The organism is Actinocrispum wychmicini, from assembly GCF_004345645.1.
GTDB classification, from domain to species: Bacteria; Actinomycetota; Actinomycetes; order Mycobacteriales; family Pseudonocardiaceae; genus Kibdelosporangium; species Kibdelosporangium wychmicini.
On record NZ_SLWS01000005.1, the window covers coordinates 99,387 to 117,851 of the forward strand.

Sequence of the window (18,465 nt, forward strand, 5' to 3'; positions counted from 1 at the left end):
TCTCATAGGTGGTGGCCGGTGCTGACGACGAGACTGCTGGACCTGGGCGACCTCGCCACCATGGGCACGCTCAAGCGCAACATCGCCAAGGTGTGGGCGATGTCCCTGAGCGCCGACTCGTTGCCCGGCGAGCAGTACACCGACCCGCCCGGCGACATCGGCCTGTTCGGCCCGGACTCGACGATGTGGTACGTCCACGACGACCCGTCCGGCGTGATCGGTGGCGTGATGGGCCTGATCCTCGGCTCCCTGCACGAACCCACCATGCACGGCACCAACAAGCACTCGGTCTACAAGGACGACCCACTCGGCCGCCTCGGCCGGACAGTGTCGTTCGTCAACGCCATGACGTTCGCGAGCACGCCCGTGGCCGAGAAGATGGCGCAGACCGTCCGCCGGATGCACAAACACGTGCACGGCACCATGCCCGATGGCCGCCCGTACGACGCGTCGGCGTCCGAGTACATCATCTGGACCGGGGTGACGCAGGCCTACGGGATCATCAACGCCCACCTGCGTTACCACCCGCAGCCGGTCTCCCCGGCCGGCGTGGACCGGTACTACGCCGAGTACGCCGTGATCAGCGAGAAGCTCGGGGCCACCGGCGTACCCAAGACAGCGTCCGAAGTGGACGAATACTTGGCGCGGATGCGGCCACTGCTCACGTATTCCGAGGAGACCGGCGAAGTGGTGCGGTTCTTCACCCACCCCTTCGGCCGGACCGCGGCCGCGCGCGCCGGCAGCAAGCTGCTGTGCAAGGCCGCGTTCGACCTGTTGCCGCCGTGGGCCGCGCGACTGTACCGGCTGGAGTCGAACCCGGTCGACCGGCTGGTGACCCGCCGGTCGATCCGGGTGATGCTGCAGATCCTGCGGGACAGCGTGGGTCCCGCGTTGATCAAGACCCAGGCGGTTCAGCGCGCTCAGCAGGCGACGGGGGTGCCTCGTCAGGAGTTGGCGCCCGCCTCGACACCGGCCGCGGAGATTCTCAGAACTGGTAGTACAGGAACGGGCTGAACGTGCCGGACGCGATCAGAACGGCCGCGTAGACGATCCCCACGGTCATCACACCGATCCGCAGCACGGTCGCCGGGGTGCTGCGGGACGATTCGAGCAGCGGGCCGGTGACGGGCTGGGCGGGCATGAACAGGATCGCCAACGCCGCCAGCATGATGACCAGCCGCTGGTTGGTCAGCGCGGTCACCACGGTGTCGCTCAGCCCGTCGAAGTCGGGCAGGAACATGTGGCCGACCATGGCCAACGCGCTGGACAGGTCCGCGGACTTGAAGAACACCCAGCCGATCACGACCAGGAACATGGTCAGCGCCCGGCGGGCGATCCGGGCCCGGGTTCCGCTCGGCGCGTCGTCGAGGTGGAAACCGCGTTCGATGATCAGCAACGCGCCGTGGAAAAGGCCCCACACCAGGAACGTCCAGTTCGCGCCGTGCCAGAAACCGGTCAGCACGAACACGACGCACAGGTTCCGGTACGTCTTCCCGGCGCCGTGGCGGTTGCCGCCCAGCGGGATGTAGACGTAGTCGCGGAACCAGCGCGACAGTGACATGTGCCAGCGCCGCCAGAACTCGGTGATCGTGACCGACGAGTACGGCCGGGCGAAGTTCTCCGGCAGGCGGAAGCCCAGCATCCGGCCGAGGCCGATCGCCATGTCGGAGTAGCCGGAGAAGTCGAAGTACAGCTGCAGGGTGTACCCGATGGCCCCCAACCAGGCCATGGCGAACGTCATCTGGTCCGACGGCGTGGCGAAACACGCGGTCACGAACGGCGACAACGAGTCCGCGATGATCGCCTTCTTGCACAGGCCCAGCGCGAACCGGGGGAACCCGGACGCGATGTCGTCCAGCCGGTGGCTGCGCACCTGTGGCAGCTGGTCGGAGATCTCCCGGTAGCGGACGATCGGCCCGGCGATCAGCTGCGGGAACATGGCGATGTAAGTGATGAACGAGACCGGGTTGCGCAGCGCGTGCCGTTCGCCGCGGTACACGTCCACCACGTACGAGATGTGGTGGAACGTGTAGAACGAGATCCCGACCGGCAGGATGAGGTGGGTGACCGGGAAGTCGCCGCCGAAGACCTGGGCCAGCGCGTCCAGCTGTTCGGTCGCGAACCCGGCGTACTTCCAGATGACGAGCAGGCCCAGGTCGACCGAGACGGCCATGATCAGGAGCCGGCGCCGGCCCGCTGCGCGGCGGTCCCACTGGTCCGGTTCGAGGAACGGTCCGACCGAGTAGTTCACGACCATCGCGACCAGCAGCAGCCACGTGTCCGCGCCGGCCGCGACCGCGTAGAAGAACAGGCTGGCGACCGCGATGATCCCGTTCCGCCAGGACCGTGGGCACAGCAGGACGGCCGCCAGCACGACCGGCGTGAAGAACCACAGGAACAGCGGGCTGGCGAAAGACATCCGTTACCTCAAATGGACTAGGCCAGCTGACCTTAGCCGACCGGACGCCCGGAAAAGGCGATGTTCAGGTCCGCTGCGGTGTGAGCCAGCCAACCGCCCCGGAACGCGCGACACGGCGTCAGGCCCGGCCGGCTGCCCTTCGGCGGCGGGCCACTTCGGCCAGGACCACGCCGGCCGCGACCGAGGCGTTCAGGGATTCCACTCCTGGCGCCATCGGGATCGAGACCGTCTCGTCACAGCGTTCCCGGACCAGGCGGCTCAGGCCGCGGCCTTCGGACCCGACGACGACCACCAGCGGGCCGGTGGCCAGCTCCAGTTCGTCGACCGTGATCGAGCTGTCCGCGTCCAGGCCGACGACCATCAGGCCGGTGTCCGCCCAGTCCTTGAGGGTGCGGGTGAGGTTGGTCGCGACCGCCACGGGCACGCGCGCGGCCGTTCCCGCCGACGTCCGCCAGGCCACGGCCGTGATGCTCGCGCTGCGCCGCTGTGGCACGACCACGCCGTGGGCCCCGAAGGCCGCTGCCGAGCGGATGACCGCGCCCAGGTTGCGGGGGTCGGTCACGCCGTCCAGGGCGACCAGCAAGGCGTCCTCGCCCGAGTTCTTCGCCACTTCCAGCAGCTCGTCCGGGTGTGCGTACTCGTACGGCGGGATCTGCAGCGCCAGGCCCTGGTGGGTGGCGTTGTGGGTGAGCCGGTCGAGCTCCGGGCGGGAGACCTCGAGGACCGAGATGCCCCGGTCGGCGGACAGCTGGACGGCCTCAGCCACCCGGTCGTCGGCGTCGACGCCGAGGGCCACGTACAGGGCTGTCGCCGGCACTTCGGCGCGCAGGCACTCGACCACCGGGTTGCGGCCGGCGACCAGCTCGGCCGCGGGCGCGATCTCCCTGCGCTCGGGCCGGGCCGTGCGGGCGGCCGGCTTGCGGTACGCCTTGTGGTTGGGGCGGTCCTGGGCTTTCGGCGTCGGGCCCTTCCCCTCGAGGCTTTTGCGGCGCTGCCCGCCGGAGCCGACCACGGCCCCTTTTTTGGTCCCGGGCTTGCGCATCGCGCCCTTACGCCTTGAGTTGCCGGCCACGCTAACTGTCCTTCAATGTCCATAGTGGACCGTCGGGGGTGTCCTCGACGGCGATCCCGGCCGCGAGCAAGCGATCCCGCACCACATCGGCGACGGCGAAATTACGCTCACGGCGGGCTTTCTCGCGCTCCTCAAGCAGGCCGTCCACAAGGGAGGCCAGCGAGTTGCGGTGTGCCGCGTCCGTTGTGGACTCCTCGGACCACATGTCGGACAACGGGTCCAGTCCGAGTACGGCCATCATCGCCCGCACCGATCCGGCCGCGCCACGTGCCGCGGTGTCTTCACCCGACGCCAGCGCGGTGTTGCCTTCACGGACCACGTTGTGGATCGCACCGACCGCGGCGGGTGTGCCGAGGTCGTCGTCCATCGCTTCGGTGAACTCCGAGCAGAAGGCGGTAGGTTCGACCGCGCCCAGCCGGCCGACGACGTTCCGCACGAACGTCTCGATCCGGCGGTACGCGGACACTGCCTCGGTCAACGCGGTCCCGGAGTACTCGATCGTCGACCGGTAGTGCGGCGTCACCAGGTAGTACCGCAGTTCGGGCGCCCGCACCTGGTTCAGCATCTCCGGAATCGAGACGGTGTTGCCCAGCGACTTGGACATCTTCTCGCCGGACATGGTGACCCAGCCGTTGTGCAGCCAGTAGTCGGCGAACTTGTCGCCGGCCGCGCGGGACTGGGCCTGCTCGTTCTCGTGGTGCGGGAAGATCAGGTCGATGCCGCCGCCGTGGATGTCGAACTCGGCGCCCAGGTACGCCGTGGCCATCGCCGAGCACTCCAGGTGCCAGCCCGGCCGGCCGGCGCCCCACGGGGTCGGCCAGGCCGGCTCGCCGGGCTTGGCGGCCTTCCACAGCGTGAAGTCCCGGCCGTCGCGCTTGCCCCCGGCGGCGCTCTCACCCTGCTGCACCTCGTCCAGCCGCTGCCTGGACAGCGCGCCGTACGCCGGGAACGACGCCACGGAGAAGTACACGTCACCGTCGGCCGCGTACGCGTGCCCCTTGTCGATGAGCCGCTGCATCAGCTCGATCATCTGGGTGACGTGCCCAGTCGCGCGCGGCATGTACGAAGGCGGGAGGCAGCCGAGGGCGTCATACGCTTCCTCGAAGGCGCGCTCGTGCGTCTGCGCCCATTCCCACCAGGGCCGGCCGGCCTGCGCGGCTTTGGTGAGGATCTTGTCGTCGATGTCCGTGACATTGCGAACCAACGTGACGTCCAGGCCACCGGCCGCGAGCCAACGGCGCAGAACGTCGTAGTTCAACGCGCCACGGACGTGACCTATGTGCGGAATTCCCTGCACAGTGGCCCCACACACGTAGATGGACGCCGTCCCGTTCCGGGAGGGATGGAATTCCCTCGTGCTCCGGGTCGCGGTGTCGTACAGGTGGAGGCTCACGCGAAGATGGTACGGGGCTGATGCCCCGACCATCGAATCGGTATTAGAACCCGTTGTCGGCGAGAACCTCCAGCAGTCCAGTCGGCCGCTGGTCGACCGGGAGTGGATCGACGATCGCGACCGCGCAGCCGATCCGTGCCGCGCCGCCGTCGGCCTCCTTGCTGTCGCCGATCATCAACACGTCCTTGGGCGCGACGCCAATGCGTTCGCACGCGACGCTGAACAGCCGCGGGTCCGGTTTGATCGCGCCCTCCACGTACGACAGCACGAACTCGTCGACGAACTCCGCCGCGCCCGTGTGGTGGAACACCGGCCGGATGTCCCAGGCGATGTTGCTGATCACCGCGACCGGGATCTCCTTGTCGGCCAACGACTTCAGTGCGTCCACAGTGTCCGGGTACGGGAGCCACGCGGCCGCGGTGAGCATCCCGTCGTAGAGGTACTCGGGATTGCCCACACCGGAGCCGCGCAGCACCTCCGTGTACAGCTGGCGGTGCAGCACCGGGTCGAGGTCACGGCGGTCCCAGTCGCCGCGCATCCGCTCGGGCAGCCCGCCGGGCTCACCCACCGGCGCGGTCAGCCGCCGCATGACCTCGGCCTGCGCCTCGCCGCCCATCGGCTCGCCGGCCAGGCTGACCAGCCCGGTCAGGTCGGGCTCCAGTCGGAACAGCGTGCCGGAGAAGTCGAACAGAACCCCAGAGATGCTCATGCGACCAAGATTACCGACGCCCCCGAGTCGCCCAGGTTGCCCGGCGGGACGCACATCTCTGTTCGATATCGGACGCAACCGCCCGCCCCGGTCAGACGCCTCTACGGGCATAGCAACCGCACCGGAACTGACCGGTCGCGAGAACTCCGTTTTCCGCTGAGGGGATTTCCATGCGTACTCGCACTGTGCTCGGCGCCGCCGTGCTGGGAATGCTGGTGACCGGTCCGGTCGCCACGGCCGCCGAAGCCCCGTCCATCGCCGTGCGGGACAAGCAGATCCAGGCCGGCCAGGCGGTCGGGGTGGTGGCCGGCTGCGACGCGACGAACTTCACCGGCTCCAAGGTCACGTCGCCCGCGCTCGACGCGGACGACCTCGGATCGGCCGACCCGGGCGAGCCGGCGTACACCTCCGCGAAAGTCAAACCGGGCACCAAACCGGGGCACTACACCCTGTCGTTCACGTGCGGTGGAAAGACCGTCACCGGCGCGTTCGACGTGGCGGCCGGCAACCCGGGAGCGGCCGCCGACGGCGACGACCTGCCCGACGCCGCCCAGGCACCGGAGGAGGACGACACCGTCACCGCGGCCCCCGCGCAGCCCAGCGGCCCGAACTACGGCCTGATCGCACTGGCCGGCGGGGGTGTGCTCGTCGCGGGCGGGGTCGGGTTCCTGGTGTTCCGGCGAGCCCGTCGGCGGGCGTAGGTCTCTGTTGGGTCACGAGGACAACCTCGTCGGTCCCGCCATGCGACTCCACCTTGGGACTTTGTCTGCCCGAAGGAGTTGCCCGGTCAGGCCGGGGCGGGCCGGGCGATCGCAGGGGTTCGCCCGGCCCGGTTCGGTCTCAGGCCGCGTTGCCGGAGATCTTCTCCGGGGTGAGCCGGATGATCACCCGCACGTGGTCGGTGCCCACGTCGCCGGTGAAGTCCTGGCCGCCGTACTTGTGCGACAGGTCGTTGATCAGCTTGAAGCCGTCCACCTCGGTGAACGTGACCGAACCGCGGGCCTCGAAGTAGTTGTACGGGTTGTCCTGGTCGAACACGGACACGCTGGCGCGCGGGTCGCGGCGCAGGTTGCGCTCCTTGAGCCGGCCGATCACGGTGGAGATGAGCAGGTCGTCGCCGTCCCTGGCGATCCACACCACGGAGGTCTGCGGGCTGCCGTCGGCGTTGATCGTCGCGAGGGTGGCGAAGTTCCTGCCGTCGACCATCGCCCGGATGGTGTCGTTGAGAGAAGCCATGCCGGCAGCCTACGAGCCCAGGGGGATCACCAGGGCACTGGCGATCGCGGCGACACCTTCACCCCGGCCGGTCAGGCCCAGCCCGTCACTGGTCGTCCCGGACACCGAAACCGGGCCGCCGATGGCCGCCGACAGGGCCTGTTGGGCCTCGGCGCGGCGCTTGCCGATCTTGGGTGCGTTGCAGATCACCTGGACTGACGCGTTGCCCAGTTCGAAACCGGCCTCGTTGAGCCGGCGCCGTACCTCTGCGAGCAGTTCCACGCCGTGCGATCCGCGCCAGCGCGGATCGCCGGTGCCGAAGACCGCGCCGAGGTCACCGAGGCCGGCAGCGGCGAGGACCGCGTCGCACAGCGCGTGCGCCGCCACGTCCCCGTCCGAGTCGCCGACGCAGCCGTCGACGCCATCCCAGCGCAAGCCGGCCAGCCAGCACTCCCGGCCGGGCTCGATCGGATGGACGTCGCAACCGGTGCCTATCCGGGGGATCATGGCGTCACGGTAGCGACGTCGAACGCCGTTCTGATGCGCAGGGCTTGCGGGTGCCCGGGGACCGTGGTCAGCGGGATGCCGAGACCGGCGGGTGACGGGTCTTCGGCGGCGAGCAACACCTCGACCGGGACACCGAGGGGGGACTGCATGACACGCAGGCCGGAACGGTCCCGAGTGCCGGCGATCCGGCCTTGGGCGTCGACCCGCTTGACGGTGTCGGTCAGCGGCAGCACCGGGATCACCGCCTTGGCGCCGCGTTCCAGCTCGGCCACCACGGCGCGGATGACCTCCGGCGGGGTGGCGGCGCGGGTGACCTCGTGCACGAGAGCGAACCGGATGTCTGGCAAGATCCGCGACGCGGTCGCCAGACCGGCCCGCACGTCGCCTACGACGACTGTGGCCTCGGGCTCTTCTCCGGGCAGAGTGAGCGCGGTCGGAGTACAAAGGAAAACGTGCCGCACGCAGCCTGCGGAAAGCAGGCCACGCACGGCACGCTCGATCAATGGCATGCCAAGTACGGACGCGGCCGGGTCGGCCATGGGGACCAGCGCGATGGCACTCTTCATCACGCCAGAGGCCCCGGTTTCCGTACCGCGGTGTGTGTCAGACCGCTGCGGCTGTCGCCAGGACCTCGTCGAGGAGGACTTCCGCCTTGTCCTCGTCGGTGCCCTCGGCCAGAGCCAGTTCACTGACCAGTATCTGCCTAGCCTTGGCCAGCATCCGCTTCTCACCCGCGGACAGGCCCCGGTCCTTCTCACGCCGCCAGAGGTCTCGCACCACTTCGGCCACCTTGTTCACATCGCCGGAGGCGAGTTTCTCGAGGTTGGCCTTATACCGCCTGGACCAGTTGGTCGGCTCCTCCGTATGAGGAGCGCGCAAAACATCGAAGACCCGGTTGAGACCCTCTTGGCCCACGACGTCCCGCACGCCTACGATCTCGGCGTTGTCAGCGGGTACGCGAACCGTGAGATCACCTTGCGCGACTTTGAGGACGAGGTACTTCTTCTCCTCGCCCTTGATCACGCGGGTCTCAATGGCTTCGATGAGAGCGGCACCGTGGTGCGGGTAGACGACGGTCTCTCCGACCTTGAAAACCATGTGTCCTCTGCCCCTTTCGCTAACCCCATTCTAACACGTCCCGCAATCCCCCTCAGTTCGGCATTGACCGGGTAAGCGCAGGTCAGCGCCTCGAGGATGGACCGGCTGGGGGTTGACAAACCACGGCGGGGTATGCGTCAAGCAGACAAATGATGATCTTGTCAAGCCCCAACCGGCTCCACAGTGGACGACCTCGCGGCGGTCCGGCCGAGGCCCCGGACGCAGCGGTGCGGGCCGCCGGATACGCTTCCCGCAGTCGGGCAGGTGACGGATTTCCCCAGGAAGGACCGGCAACCGTGGGTCGAGTACTCAAGCACACCTCCGGACGGCTGCGCATCGCCGCCGTGGTGGGAGCGGCACTGGTTCTCGCGGGCTGCGGCGCCGGCCAGATCGCCCAGACCGCCGGGATGGAGCCGGCCGTGAACGGCGGCACCGGCCAGGCCGGCACGATCGCCGTGCGCGACGTCCAGCTCGTCTACCCGCCGAGCGGCTACTACAAGGCGGGCGGCAGCGCGACCCTGCGCGGCGTGATCGTCAACGCCGGCCAGACCGACGACGTACTGGTCCAGGTCACCAGCAAGTGGGGCGACGCGGTGGTCGCCGGCGACAAGAGCCTGCCCGCCGGCAAGACACTGACCCTGGACGCGTCCGCCACGGCGCCGACCTCGTCCTCGTCGGTCACCACGACCCCGAGCGGATCCTCGTCGTCCTCCTCGTCGACGTCGCCCACCGGTTCCTCTTCATCGTCCTCGTCATCGAGCTCGGCGTCGTCGTCCTCGGCGGCGACCACCACCACCAGCTCGGCCGCGCCGAAGATCGGCACGGTGTCCATCGTCCTGACGAACCTGGCCGAGCAGGTCTGGTCCGGCAAGACGATCGAGGTCACCTTCGTCTTCCGCGGCGGTCAGACCACCGTCGTCGTCCCGATCGCCACCTCCACCCAGCCCCGCGAGGCCCCCGCCTCCGAAGGTCCCTGATTCGGCTTGGCCGCGCCGATCATTTACGCCACGCAACACGCCCGACATCGCCCCAGCTAAGGCGGTGGCCAGCCCCGAGCGGAGATGTCGGTCGCGTGGGGCGGGGTGGAAATGGTCGGCTGAAGGCGGCCAAGCCCGTCCGAGCGGAGCGAGGACAGTTCAACACTGTCGGGGGTGGCCGGTAGGTTCCGCCCGTGAAGAAGGCTGCTTCGGCTTATCGCTGTGGTGAGTGCGGGAACGTCGTCCAGAAGTGGTTCGGGCGCTGCCCGGAGTGCCAGGCGTGGGGGACCATCGAGGAGGTCGCGTCGGCCCGGCCGGCGCTGGCCAAGGTGGTCGCCGGGGCGCCGAGTTCGCCCGCGCGGCCGATCGCCGAGGTGGACGTCGAGTCGGCGCGGGCCCAGCAGACCGGGGTGCCCGAGCTCGACCGGGTGCTCGGCGGCGGGCTGGTGCCGGGCGCGGTCGTGCTGTTGGCCGGCGAACCCGGGGTGGGCAAGTCGACCCTGTTACTGGAGGTCGCCTACCAGTGGGTCGCGCGGGAGGGCGCCACGGGCCGGTCGTTGTACATCACCGGTGAGGAGTCCGCGGGCCAGGTCCGGCTGCGGGCCGAACGCACCGGGAACGTCCACAACGAGATGTACCTGGCGTCCGAGAGCGACCTGGCCACGGTGATCGGGCACGTGGACGCGGTCAAGCCGACCATGCTGGTGATCGACTCCGTGCAGACCATGTCGTCGCCGGCCGTGGACAGTTCGGCGGGCGGCGTGACCCAGGTGCGCGCGGTCACCGCGGCCCTGGTCGCGTTGGCCAAGGAACGTGGCCTCCCGGTGATCCTGGTGGGTCACGTCACCAAGGAGGGTTCGGTGGCCGGGCCGCGGGTCCTGGAACACCTCGTGGACGTCGTGCTGCACTTCGAAGGCGACAAGTACTCGTCGCTGCGCCTGGTCAGGGGTGTGAAGAACAGGTTCGGCGCGGCGGACGAGGTCGGCTGCTTCGAGATGGTGGAGGACGGCATCGTCGGCGTGCCGGACCCGTCCGGGATCTTCATGAACCAGCGGACCGTGGGCGTCGCGGGCACCGCCGTGACCGTCATCACCGAGGGAAAACGGGCCCTGCTGGCCGAGGTACAGGCCCTGGTGGCCAACACGGACCTGCCGATGCCCCGGCGCGCGGTGAACGGCCTTGAGGCGTCCCGGGTGGCCAAGGTGCTGGCTGTCCTGGAGCGCCGGGCGAGCCTGCCGTTGGGCAAGTCGGACGTGTTCACGGCCACCGTCGGCGGGATGCGGATCATCGAACCGGCCGGCGACCTCGCCCTGGCCATGGCGGTGGCGAGCGCGAAACTGGACATCCCGCTGCCGCCGGACATGGTGATCATCGGCGAGGTCGGCCTGGCCGGCGAGGTTCGCCGGGTGGGCGGCGTCGGCCGCAGACTGGCCGAAGCCGCCCGCCTCGGCTTCAAACGGGCCCTGATCCCGCCGGACGCGGGTCGCCTACCCCCGGACATCAAGGCGACCGTCGTCGGCGACGTGCGGACCCTCGTGGACACGCTGTCTAAGAAGTAGCCCCGAGCCCGCCGACGACCGACCAGGTCACCGTCGTCTCGGAGATCACCTGGCCGCCGGGGAACTCGGTCCTCGTCCCGATGAGCTCGCCGTTCGTCGGATCGATGAGCAACGTCTGGACCTGTTCGACGGCCGGGTTGCCCCGGCTGATCGACACCGCGGGCCGTCCGTCCCTGGTCGCCGCGTGTTCGTTCACTGTCACCCGAAGCGTGCTCAGCACCTGGTAGAGGGTTCGGCGCAGGTCGGCAGGGACCGGCCGGACAAGCAGCGAACGGGCCACCTCCAGTTTGGCGGACTGGTCGTCGTAGGTGTCGTGTGGCCGGTTCACCGACATCCAGCGGTCCAGCTCCTGAGGGTCGCGCGACAGGGACGCCATGAACGACTCGTTCGGGATGTGCCATTCGCCGACCGTGGAGAGGTAACTCCCGCCGGGCGCCTGGAACACACCCTCCTGTTGGGACAGTCCGGTCACCATGGTCGGCACGGGCGGGTCACCGGGCAGCGGCGGGTCCGGCGCGGACACGCGTACGTCCCGGCTCAACTGCCAGACCCCGGTTCGGTCGGCCGGGACCCACTCGTTCCAGTAGCCCTCGTTGTGGTCGTCCATGGTGACAATGCCGCCGTTCATGACCACGCCTCCATGTGTACCGGGCGCCCGGTACGGCACGTTCCACTCGTGGCGGGACATGAGCAGGTACTGGCCGGGCGCCTGGACAGGGTCGCCGGTGTGCCGCGCCAACCAGCTGAGCAGGTCGCCGGGCTGCTCCGCCGGTACCGAGGTCCCCAACCTGATGCCGCTGACCACGATGACCCCGGCCACCACGGCCGCCGCGGCGGCCGCCGTCAGCCACGGCACCAGCCGACGCGGCGGGCTGCGCCGCAGGTCCGAGTCGGTGTACTCGAAGCGAACCGGCAGATGCAGGTCGCGCACGGGCTTCTCGGCGACTTTCTCCGACCGGGCCTGCATTCGGACCTTGCCGAGCAGGAACGCCGTGTCGGTCATCGGGGGGACGTCATCGCGGAAGTCGGCCAGCAGTTGGTCGAGGTCGTCGTCCGTCATCGCTCTGCTCCTTCGAGGTGGGCGCGTAGTGCCGAACGGGCGCGATGCAGCCTGGACCGCACGGTGCCGACCTCGACCCCGAGCGCCTCGGCCACCTCGACCGGGCGCAACCCGGCCCAGGCGACCAGGAGCAGCACGTCCCGTTCCGCCGGTCGCAACTCGGCGAGCGCGGAACCCAACTGGCGTGCCTTGCGGTGTGCGTCCGCCCGGGAGACGGCGACGGTGTCGATGCCCTCCCCGGTCACCGCCCTGCCCACCTCACGCGCGGTCGCACGCAGTCCGCGTATCTCGCTGCGGGCGTGTCGCTTAAGGAGGTTGGTGGCTATTCCGTACAGCCATGCGCGGACGGTCGCCCGCTCAGGCTCGTAGCGGTGCCGCTGTTCCCACGCGACCAGGAACGTCTCGGACACAAGGTCGTCCGCGGTGGTCGTGTCCAGCCGTCGGGACAGGTAGCGGTGCAGAGACCGCGCATGCTCGTCGTAGAGCCGTTCCAGGAGCGTTCCAGCGTCTGCGCCCGTGAGGTCCGGACGTTCCACGCTCGCCATCGTCACGTGGATGTATTGCCCGCGGCCCGCCCAACCGTTCCGGCTAACGCGCAAGGAGGGTTCGCGCGCTCCCTGACGAGCGTGCGAACCCTCCTTGCGGATGGCTATCGAGCTACTCGGCGCTGAGCAGCTGGGCGCAGCGGATCAGGCCGAGGTGGCTGTACGCCTGTGGGTGGTTGCCGAGGGACCGTTCCGCGATCGGGTCGTACTCCTCGGGCAGCAGACCCGTCGGGCCGGCACAGTCCACCATCTGCGCGAACAGGTCCTCCGCCTCGGTCCGCCGGCCGCACAGCAGGTACGCCTCGATCATCCACGCCGCGCACAGGTGGAAGCCGCCCTCGTTGCCCGGCAGGCCGTCGTCCCGGTGGTAGCGGTACACAGTGGACCCGCTGCGCAGCTCCGCCTCGATCGCGCTCACGGTCGAGCCGAAGCGTTCGTCGCTCGGGTCGATCAGGCCGGACAGGCCGACGAACAACGACGCCGCGTCCAGGTCCGTGCCGTCGTACGCGGTGGTGAACGACTTGACCTCTTCGTTCCACCCGTTCGTCAGCACGCTCTCGGCGAGCTTGGCGCGCAGCCCGTGCCACTCCGGATTCGGTTGGCGGCCATAGGTTTCCGCCAGCGTGACGGCCCGGTCGATGGTGAGCCAGCACATCACCTTGGAGTACACATGGTGGCGCGGGCGGTGCCGTTCCTCCCAGATGCCGTGGTCCGGCTCCTCCCACCTGCGGGTGACCGCCTCGGCCATCGCGCAGGTCATCCGCCAGTCGTCGTCGGTCAGCTTGCCGCGGGCCGCGGACAGCGCGACGACTAGGTCGACGACCGGACCGAACACGTCCAGTTGGACCTGCTGGTTGGCCAGGTTGCCGATCCGGACCGGCCGGGAGCCGGCATACCCCGGGAGGGTGTCGATGACGGCTTCCGGGCCGAGGCCCGTGCCGGCGAGCGTGTACAGCGGGTGCAGCCGCTCCGGTCCGGGAACCGTGGTCAGCACGCCGTGCACCCAGTTGAGGAACGCCTCGGCCTCGCCCGTGGAACCCAGCGACACCAACGCCTTCGCGGTCAGCGCGCCGTCCCGCAGCCAGCAGTAGCGGTAGTCCCAGTTGCGGATGCCGCCGATCTCCTCGGGCAGGGAGGTGGTCGCGGCGGCCATGATGCCGCCGGTCTCGCTGTGGCACAGGCCGCGCAGCGTCAGCGCGGAACGCGCCACGAGCTCACGCTCCACCTCCGGGAACGTCAGCGTGGCAAGCCATTCGGTCCAGTACGCGTTCGCCCGCGCCTTGCGCTCCGGCTCCGGGACGCTGTTGGGCTCCAGATCGTCCGTGCCGCACCGCAGTTCCAGCAGGATCGGGTCACCGTTGGGGGTGATCACCGCGCGCGCCGAGTCGTGGATGCCGTCCGAACTGATCTCCCACTCGACGCCGGGCGAGTACAACGCCATCGGGTCGGACGTGCCGACCACCCGCAGGCCGTTGTCGTCCCGGACGAGCTTGACCGGCACCTGGCCGAACTCCGGCCGCGGCGTGAAGTCGACCACCGCGCGGCTGTTGCCCGTGACCACGCGGATCAGGTCGGTGCGGTGGGGCAGCGCGTAGTGCTCCAGGTAGTCCGTGACCAGCAGGCCCGACCAACGGGTCTCCACGGTCATCGTGCCCGGCAGGTACCGCTGGCCGAGCGGCAGGCCGCCGCGTTCCGGCGTGATCGACAGGTGCCCGGCGGACGGGCCACCGAGCAGGTCCGCGAACACCGCCGCCGAGTCCGGCTCCGGGTGGCACAGCCAGGTCACCCGGGCCTCGGGGGTGACCAGGGCGACCGACCGCTCGTTGGCGAGCATGGTCAGCCGCTCGATCGGGGTGGCCTGCTCCCCGTACAGCCAGTTGCGGCGTTCCTCGAGCAGGAACGCGAGCACGGTCGCCACCGCGTGGGTGTCGGCGATCCGGAACGGGGCCAGGGAGTCGCCGACGCCGACCTTGACGCCGAGATCCGGCCCGGACAGCCGCGCGAACGCCTTCTCGTCGGTCACGTCGTCGCCGACGAAGATCGCGGCGGTCGCGCCGACCTGGTGCCGCAGCACGTCCAGGGCATGGCCCTTGTCGGTCTGGACCACGGCCATCTCGACCACGGCCTTGCCCTCGGTCACCTGGATGCCCTCCCAGGTGCACGGGCCCTCACGCAAGGCCGCGACCACGTGCTCGGCGACGTCCGGCGCGGCGCGCCTGACGTGCACGGCGACGCTGGCCGGCTTGACCTCCAGATGGATGCCGGGCATGCCGCTGGTCAGCTCGTACAGCACCGACTCGAGCCGGTGGTGCAACTCACGGGCCGGGCCGTTGAGCGAGTGCACGAACCCGATGTCGAACTCGGATCCGTGGCTGCCGACCAGGTGCACCTCGCTGGGCAGCCGGGACATCGTGGCCAGGTCCCGAAGAGCCCGCCCGGAGATCACCGCGGTGGTGGTCTCGTGCAGGCCGGCCAGGGACCGCAACGCGCCGACCGACTCCTGCTGCGGCCGGGCTTGCTCGGGGTCCTCCACGATCGGCGCCAATGTGCCGTCGTAGTCACACGCGACCAACAGCCGCGGTGTGCGCGCAAGCTGCACGATCGCGCGTCGCAGCTCCGCGGGAAGGGCCTCGGCGGTCACGCCTTCTCCTCACGCTTCAGCGTGGCAGCCATTGCCACTATCGGGTGAAGTTAGATTCTGAACTGATTCAGTTCAACCCCTGCGACCCCAGAGCCTCGAGGAACGATCGTGCCCATCGGTCAACGTCGTGGGTGAGGACTTGGCGTCGTAGAGCGCGCATCCTACGGCGGCCCTCAGCGGGGTCGATCATTAGGGCCGCATGCAGCGCGTTCTTCACCCCGTCAAGATCATGTGGATTGACCAGGAACGCGCTCGTGAGCTCGGCGGCGGCGCCGGCGAACTCACTCAGCACGAGGGTGCCACCCAGGTCGTGCCGGCACGCCACGTACTCCTTGCAGACCAGGTTCATGCCGTCCCGTACCGGCGTGACCACCATGACGTCCGCGGCGGAGAAGAACGCCACAAGCTCACGGCGGTCCACCGACTGGTGCAGGTAGTGCACGACCGGGTGACCGACCCGGCCGAACTCGCCGTTGATCCGGCTGACCACCTGCTCGATCCCGGCCCGCATGCGCTGATAGTGCTCGACCCGCTCGCGGCTCGGGGTCGCCAGTTGGACCATGGTGACGTCGTCCGGGTCGATCCGGCCCTCGATGAGCAGCTCCTGCAGCGCGTACAGCCGGACGTCGATGCCCTTGGTGTAGTCCAGCCGGTCGACCCCGAGCAGGATCTTGCGCGGGTTGCCCAGGTCCTGGCGGATCTGCTGGGCGCGCTGCATCACGTCCCGCTTGCGGGCCGTCCCGTCCAGCCCGGCCGAATCGATCGAGATGGGGAACGCGCCCACCCGCACCGGCCGGTCACCGACGTGGATCAGGCCGGGCCTGGTCCGCACGCCGACCGCGGCCCGGCTCGGCTCCAGCCCGACCAACCGCCGCGCCAGCCACAGAAAGTTCTGCGCACCACCCGGACGGTGGAACCCGACCAGGTCAGCGCCGAGCAGTCCGCGAACGATCTCCGACCGCCACGGCAGCTGCATGAACAGCTCCACCGGCGGGAACGGAATGTGCAGGAAGAACCCGATCCGCAGGTCAGGGCGTTGTTCCCGGAGCAGAGCGGGCACCAGCTGCAGTTGGTAGTCCTGGATCCACACGGTCGCGCCCGGCTCGGCGATGGCCGCGGTGGCCTCGGCGAACCGGTGGTTGACCTTCACATAGCTGTCCCACCAGGCCCGGTCGAACACCGGCGCCTCCACGACGTCGTGGTAGAGCGGCCACAACGTGGCGTTCGAGAACCCTTCGTAGTAGTCCCGCACCTCGGTCGAGGACAACGTGACCGGCGACAGCCGCAGCCCCTCGTCCTCGAACTCGTCGACGTCGACATCGGCCACCCCCGGCCACCCCACCCAGGCGCCCTTCCGGGACCGCAGGAACGGCTCCAGGGCACTGACCAGACCACCGGGGCTGTGCTTCCAACGCTGCGTGCCGTCCGGCGCGCGATCGAGGTCGACCGGGAGCCGGTTGGCCACGACGATGAAATCCGCACCACTGTTCACCGGGAGAAAGCCTCCTTGTGACGACACTGCCTCCACGACAGTAGTCAGTCATTCCCCACGGCGCGTCCGGCAAACGGTTGGGTGGCAGGCGTCACGCTCCCGGGAGTGGCCTGCGCCACTCCGACCGGTGTGCGAATGCGGTGGACTCGTTGCCTACGATGAACGTGTCCGGCCGGTGTAGCTCAATTGGCAGAGCACTCGCCTTGTAAGCGAAAGGTCGCGGGTTCGAGTCCCGCCACCGGCTCCACAGCTTGACCAGCGGGAACAGCTCGTCCGCTGAGCGCTGTAGCTGATCGATGACCGCGGCGGTGACGGCAACTCCCACCAAGGCGTCGGTCCACTCCGCGGCAAAGGGCCGCCGGCCCGCGCGAGGAAAGTGCGAACAAACCACCGACAAAGTGGCGTCAGCAAACCTGAACTGTCAATTGACAGGCAGGGGGAACGATGACGCCATGGGTTCTGTCTCGGCGCACGGGTGTGCTCGCCGCCGCTGGGCTGGCGGTGCTGCTGACCGCGGGGTGCGGCGGCGGTGGCCGGGTCCCGCCGGGTGCGCCGGCGCCGAAACCGGGGGGCATCGCGCGGCCGTCGACCTCGGCGGCCAAGCCGGCCGAACTGCGTGACATCACCGGTGAGGACCTGTGCTCCTTCGTCTCGGCACAGACCGTGGCGAAGAACATCCCCGGGGCGCACACCAGTCCGTCGACGTCCGAGTCGTCCAGGACCGGCAAGAAGGTCCGCTGCACCTGGAGTCGCGACACGACCAACGACAAGCAGATCATCAAGTCCCGCGGCATCGACGTGGACGTCTCCGGGTACCTCGCGCCGGACAGGGACCCGGTGGAATCGGTGAAGAAGACATTTCAGGAGTGGAAGCAGACGGCCCAGCGCAAACACGACGAAGGTCTGCGGACCGGGTCGTCCGGGACGACCACCTACACCGAGCCGCGGGACCTGCCCGGCGTCGGTGATGAAGCGTTCTCCCAGTACAACAGCACCGACGGCAAGCTGAGCGAGACGATGATCCGGCTCCGGGTCGGCGTGTGGCAGGCGGAGCTCAGCTTCCACGGGAAGGACGTGCCGGAGGATCGAAGCACCCCGGCGAAGGCGCTTTCGGACGCCGAATCGACGGCCATCGCCACCGAGTTCGCCAAGGAGATCGCGGTCAAGCTCGCCGACGATTCGGCCAGGGGCGGCCAACAGGGGGCCGGATCCGCACTGTGCAAGCTGCTCTCCGCGGCCACCGCGGAGAAGTACGCGCCGAACGCGAAAACCGAGAACCACGTCTCCACCGGAAGCGTCAAGGTAACGGAATGCTCGTGGCAGAGCTCTGAGCCCCAGGAGGGCGGTAAAGGCCTCAAATTCCGCAGTTTCGGTGCTCGGGTCGAGGAATACGGAAAGCAGGGCCAAGCGATCTTCGACGACCACCGGAAGAAGGCCAAGGAGGACCACGATGCCGGGCCGGTGCACGGAAAGGGACCGGCGACCGAGGGGCAGACCAAGGGTGAGGTGAAAGACGTGCCGGGACTTGGCCAGGCGGCCTACTCGCAAGTGACCGGCAACATCAAGTACCAACCCGGTGAGGCGGGCGGCGCCACGGTCACGGTCCTGCTCAGCGGCGGCCGGATCGCCACGGTGAGTTTCGGTGGCTACGACGGCAAGGGCCTGACCACCAGCCCGGGTCAGGAGGCCGGCCAGGACAGGACTTTGCAAGAGGCCGAAATCCTGGCGGCCGTCAACGCCGCGGCTAAGGAAATCATCCCCGGCCTCGCCTGAGCCGG

At 69.2% G+C, this 18,465-nt stretch carries 17 protein-coding genes and 1 tRNA gene; 6 read left to right on the forward strand and 12 right to left on the reverse strand.

What is annotated here, in order from left to right; all coding sequences use genetic code 11:
* Window positions 1-18 precede the first annotated feature (18 nt).
* The gene (locus EV192_RS22410) at window positions 19-1,014 is read left to right on the forward strand and encodes an oxygenase MpaB family protein (protein WP_132118468.1); all 996 of its coding nucleotides are present in this window, start codon (window positions 19-21) and stop codon (window positions 1,012-1,014) included.
* On the opposite strand, the gene EV192_RS22415 is transcribed toward EV192_RS22410, so the two are convergent.
* From EV192_RS22415 to EV192_RS22430, 4 genes are all read right to left on the reverse strand, one after another.
* Entirely contained in the window at window positions 986-2,419 is a 1,434-nt protein-coding gene (locus EV192_RS22415; protein WP_132118470.1) for an MBOAT family O-acyltransferase, read from the reverse strand. The two genes, EV192_RS22410 and EV192_RS22415, sit on opposite strands and share 29 nt — an antisense overlap.
* A gap of 118 nt (window positions 2,420-2,537) precedes the next feature.
* Entirely contained in the window at window positions 2,538-3,491 is a 954-nt protein-coding gene (rlmB, locus tag EV192_RS22420; protein WP_132118472.1) for a 23S rRNA (guanosine(2251)-2'-O)-methyltransferase RlmB, read from the reverse strand.
* 1 nt (window position 3,492) lies between these two features.
* Window positions 3,493-4,884: a cysteine--tRNA ligase gene (cysS, locus tag EV192_RS22425; protein ID WP_132118474.1), complete on the reverse strand. Its 1,392-nt coding sequence runs from the start codon at window positions 4,882-4,884 to the stop codon at window positions 3,493-3,495.
* Between the two features lie 43 nt (window positions 4,885-4,927).
* Complete coding sequence (locus tag EV192_RS22430; protein ID WP_132118475.1) at window positions 4,928-5,593, reverse strand: HAD family hydrolase; 666 nt, start codon at window positions 5,591-5,593, stop codon at window positions 4,928-4,930.
* Between the two features lie 170 nt (window positions 5,594-5,763).
* Here EV192_RS22430 and EV192_RS22435 point away from each other — a divergent pair, with 170 nt between their 5' ends.
* Window positions 5,764-6,294 (forward strand): hypothetical protein, encoded by a 531-nt coding sequence (locus EV192_RS22435; protein WP_132118476.1) that lies wholly within the window; start codon window positions 5,764-5,766, stop codon window positions 6,292-6,294.
* Between the two features lie 139 nt (window positions 6,295-6,433).
* Here EV192_RS22435 and EV192_RS22440 read toward each other — a convergent pair whose 3' ends face one another.
* From EV192_RS22440 to EV192_RS22455, 4 genes are read right to left on the reverse strand one after another with little or no spacing between them, the layout of a single operon-like run.
* Window positions 6,434-6,829 carry a PPOX class F420-dependent oxidoreductase gene (locus EV192_RS22440; RefSeq protein ID WP_132118478.1) on the reverse strand — a complete coding sequence of 132 codons (396 nt, stop codon included), beginning with the start codon at window positions 6,827-6,829 and terminating at the stop codon, window positions 6,434-6,436.
* Window positions 6,830-6,838: 9 nt separating this feature from the next.
* Complete coding sequence (gene ispF / locus EV192_RS22445) at window positions 6,839-7,315, reverse strand: 2-C-methyl-D-erythritol 2,4-cyclodiphosphate synthase (protein ID WP_132118480.1); 477 nt, start codon at window positions 7,313-7,315, stop codon at window positions 6,839-6,841.
* Window positions 7,312-7,881 carry a 2-C-methyl-D-erythritol 4-phosphate cytidylyltransferase gene (locus tag EV192_RS22450; RefSeq protein ID WP_132118482.1) on the reverse strand — a complete coding sequence of 190 codons (570 nt, stop codon included), beginning with the start codon at window positions 7,879-7,881 and terminating at the stop codon, window positions 7,312-7,314. The genes ispF and EV192_RS22450 overlap by 4 nt, the downstream gene beginning before the upstream one ends.
* A 37-nt stretch (window positions 7,882-7,918) precedes the next feature.
* Window positions 7,919-8,413 carry a CarD family transcriptional regulator gene (locus tag EV192_RS22455; protein WP_033392499.1) on the reverse strand — a complete coding sequence of 165 codons (495 nt, stop codon included), beginning with the start codon at window positions 8,411-8,413 and terminating at the stop codon, window positions 7,919-7,921.
* Between the two features lie 296 nt (window positions 8,414-8,709).
* Here EV192_RS22455 and EV192_RS53970 point away from each other — a divergent pair, with 296 nt between their 5' ends.
* On the forward strand, window positions 8,710-9,390 hold the full coding sequence (locus EV192_RS53970) for a hypothetical protein (protein ID WP_165960546.1): 681 nt from the start codon (window positions 8,710-8,712) through the stop codon (window positions 9,388-9,390).
* 194 nt (window positions 9,391-9,584) lie between these two features.
* Window positions 9,585-10,949, forward strand: coding sequence for a DNA repair protein RadA (gene radA / locus EV192_RS22465; protein ID WP_132118484.1), 1,365 nt, complete (start codon window positions 9,585-9,587; stop codon window positions 10,947-10,949).
* Here radA and EV192_RS22470 read toward each other — a convergent pair.
* The 4 genes from EV192_RS22470 to EV192_RS22485 all read right to left on the reverse strand — a co-directional run bounded on the left by EV192_RS22470 (window position 10,939) and on the right by EV192_RS22485 (window position 16,687).
* Window positions 10,939-12,009, reverse strand: coding sequence for a hypothetical protein (locus EV192_RS22470; RefSeq protein ID WP_132118486.1), 1,071 nt, complete (start codon window positions 12,007-12,009; stop codon window positions 10,939-10,941). The genes radA and EV192_RS22470 overlap by 11 nt on opposite strands.
* The gene (locus EV192_RS22475; RefSeq protein WP_132118488.1) at window positions 12,006-12,554 is read right to left on the reverse strand and encodes an RNA polymerase sigma factor; all 549 of its coding nucleotides are present in this window, start codon (window positions 12,552-12,554) and stop codon (window positions 12,006-12,008) included. Before EV192_RS22475 ends, EV192_RS22470 begins: the two co-directional genes overlap by 4 nt.
* A 112-nt stretch (window positions 12,555-12,666) precedes the next feature.
* Window positions 12,667-15,195: a trehalose-phosphatase gene (gene otsB / locus EV192_RS22480; RefSeq protein ID WP_132118490.1), complete on the reverse strand. Its 2,529-nt coding sequence runs from the start codon at window positions 15,193-15,195 to the stop codon at window positions 12,667-12,669.
* Between the two features lie 67 nt (window positions 15,196-15,262).
* Window positions 15,263-16,687 carry an alpha,alpha-trehalose-phosphate synthase (UDP-forming) gene (locus EV192_RS22485; RefSeq protein ID WP_243727000.1) on the reverse strand — a complete coding sequence of 475 codons (1,425 nt, stop codon included), beginning with the start codon at window positions 16,685-16,687 and terminating at the stop codon, window positions 15,263-15,265.
* 171 nt (window positions 16,688-16,858) lie between these two features.
* Between EV192_RS22485 and EV192_RS22490 the strand changes: the two genes are divergently transcribed.
* Together EV192_RS22490 and EV192_RS22495 are read left to right on the forward strand one after the other, a co-directional pair.
* Window positions 16,859-16,934 (forward strand) — tRNA-Thr (locus EV192_RS22490).
* Between the two features lie 197 nt (window positions 16,935-17,131).
* Entirely contained in the window at window positions 17,132-18,460 is a 1,329-nt protein-coding gene (locus EV192_RS22495; RefSeq protein ID WP_132118495.1) for a hypothetical protein, read from the forward strand.
* Window positions 18,461-18,465 lie beyond the last annotated feature (5 nt).

What these genes read in the sequence shown, in the direction of transcription:
- EV192_RS22415 (WP_132118470.1), bottom strand. Translation starts at nt 2,419, where the DNA reads ATGTCTTTCGCCAGCCCGCTGTTCCTGTGGTTCTTCACGCCGGTCGTG.
- EV192_RS22475 (WP_132118488.1), bottom strand. Translation starts at nt 12,554, where the DNA reads ATGGCGAGCGTGGAACGTCCGGACCTCACGGGCGCAGACGCTGGAACG.
- EV192_RS22430 (WP_132118475.1), bottom strand. Translation starts at nt 5,593, where the DNA reads ATGAGCATCTCTGGGGTTCTGTTCGACTTCTCCGGCACGCTGTTCCGA.
- EV192_RS22470 (WP_132118486.1), bottom strand. Translation starts at nt 12,009, where the DNA reads ATGACGGACGACGACCTCGACCAACTGCTGGCCGACTTCCGCGATGAC.
- ispF (WP_132118480.1), bottom strand. Translation starts at nt 7,315, where the DNA reads ATGATCCCCCGGATAGGCACCGGTTGCGACGTCCATCCGATCGAGCCC.
- EV192_RS22450 (WP_132118482.1), bottom strand. Translation starts at nt 7,881, where the DNA reads ATGAAGAGTGCCATCGCGCTGGTCCCCATGGCCGACCCGGCCGCGTCC.
- EV192_RS22455 (WP_033392499.1), bottom strand. Translation starts at nt 8,413, where the DNA reads ATGGTTTTCAAGGTCGGAGAGACCGTCGTCTACCCGCACCACGGTGCC.
- EV192_RS22440 (WP_132118478.1), bottom strand. Translation starts at nt 6,829, where the DNA reads ATGGCTTCTCTCAACGACACCATCCGGGCGATGGTCGACGGCAGGAAC.
- EV192_RS22495 (WP_132118495.1), top strand. Translation starts at nt 17,132, where the DNA reads ATGACGCCATGGGTTCTGTCTCGGCGCACGGGTGTGCTCGCCGCCGCT.
- EV192_RS22435 (WP_132118476.1), top strand. Translation starts at nt 5,764, where the DNA reads ATGCGTACTCGCACTGTGCTCGGCGCCGCCGTGCTGGGAATGCTGGTG.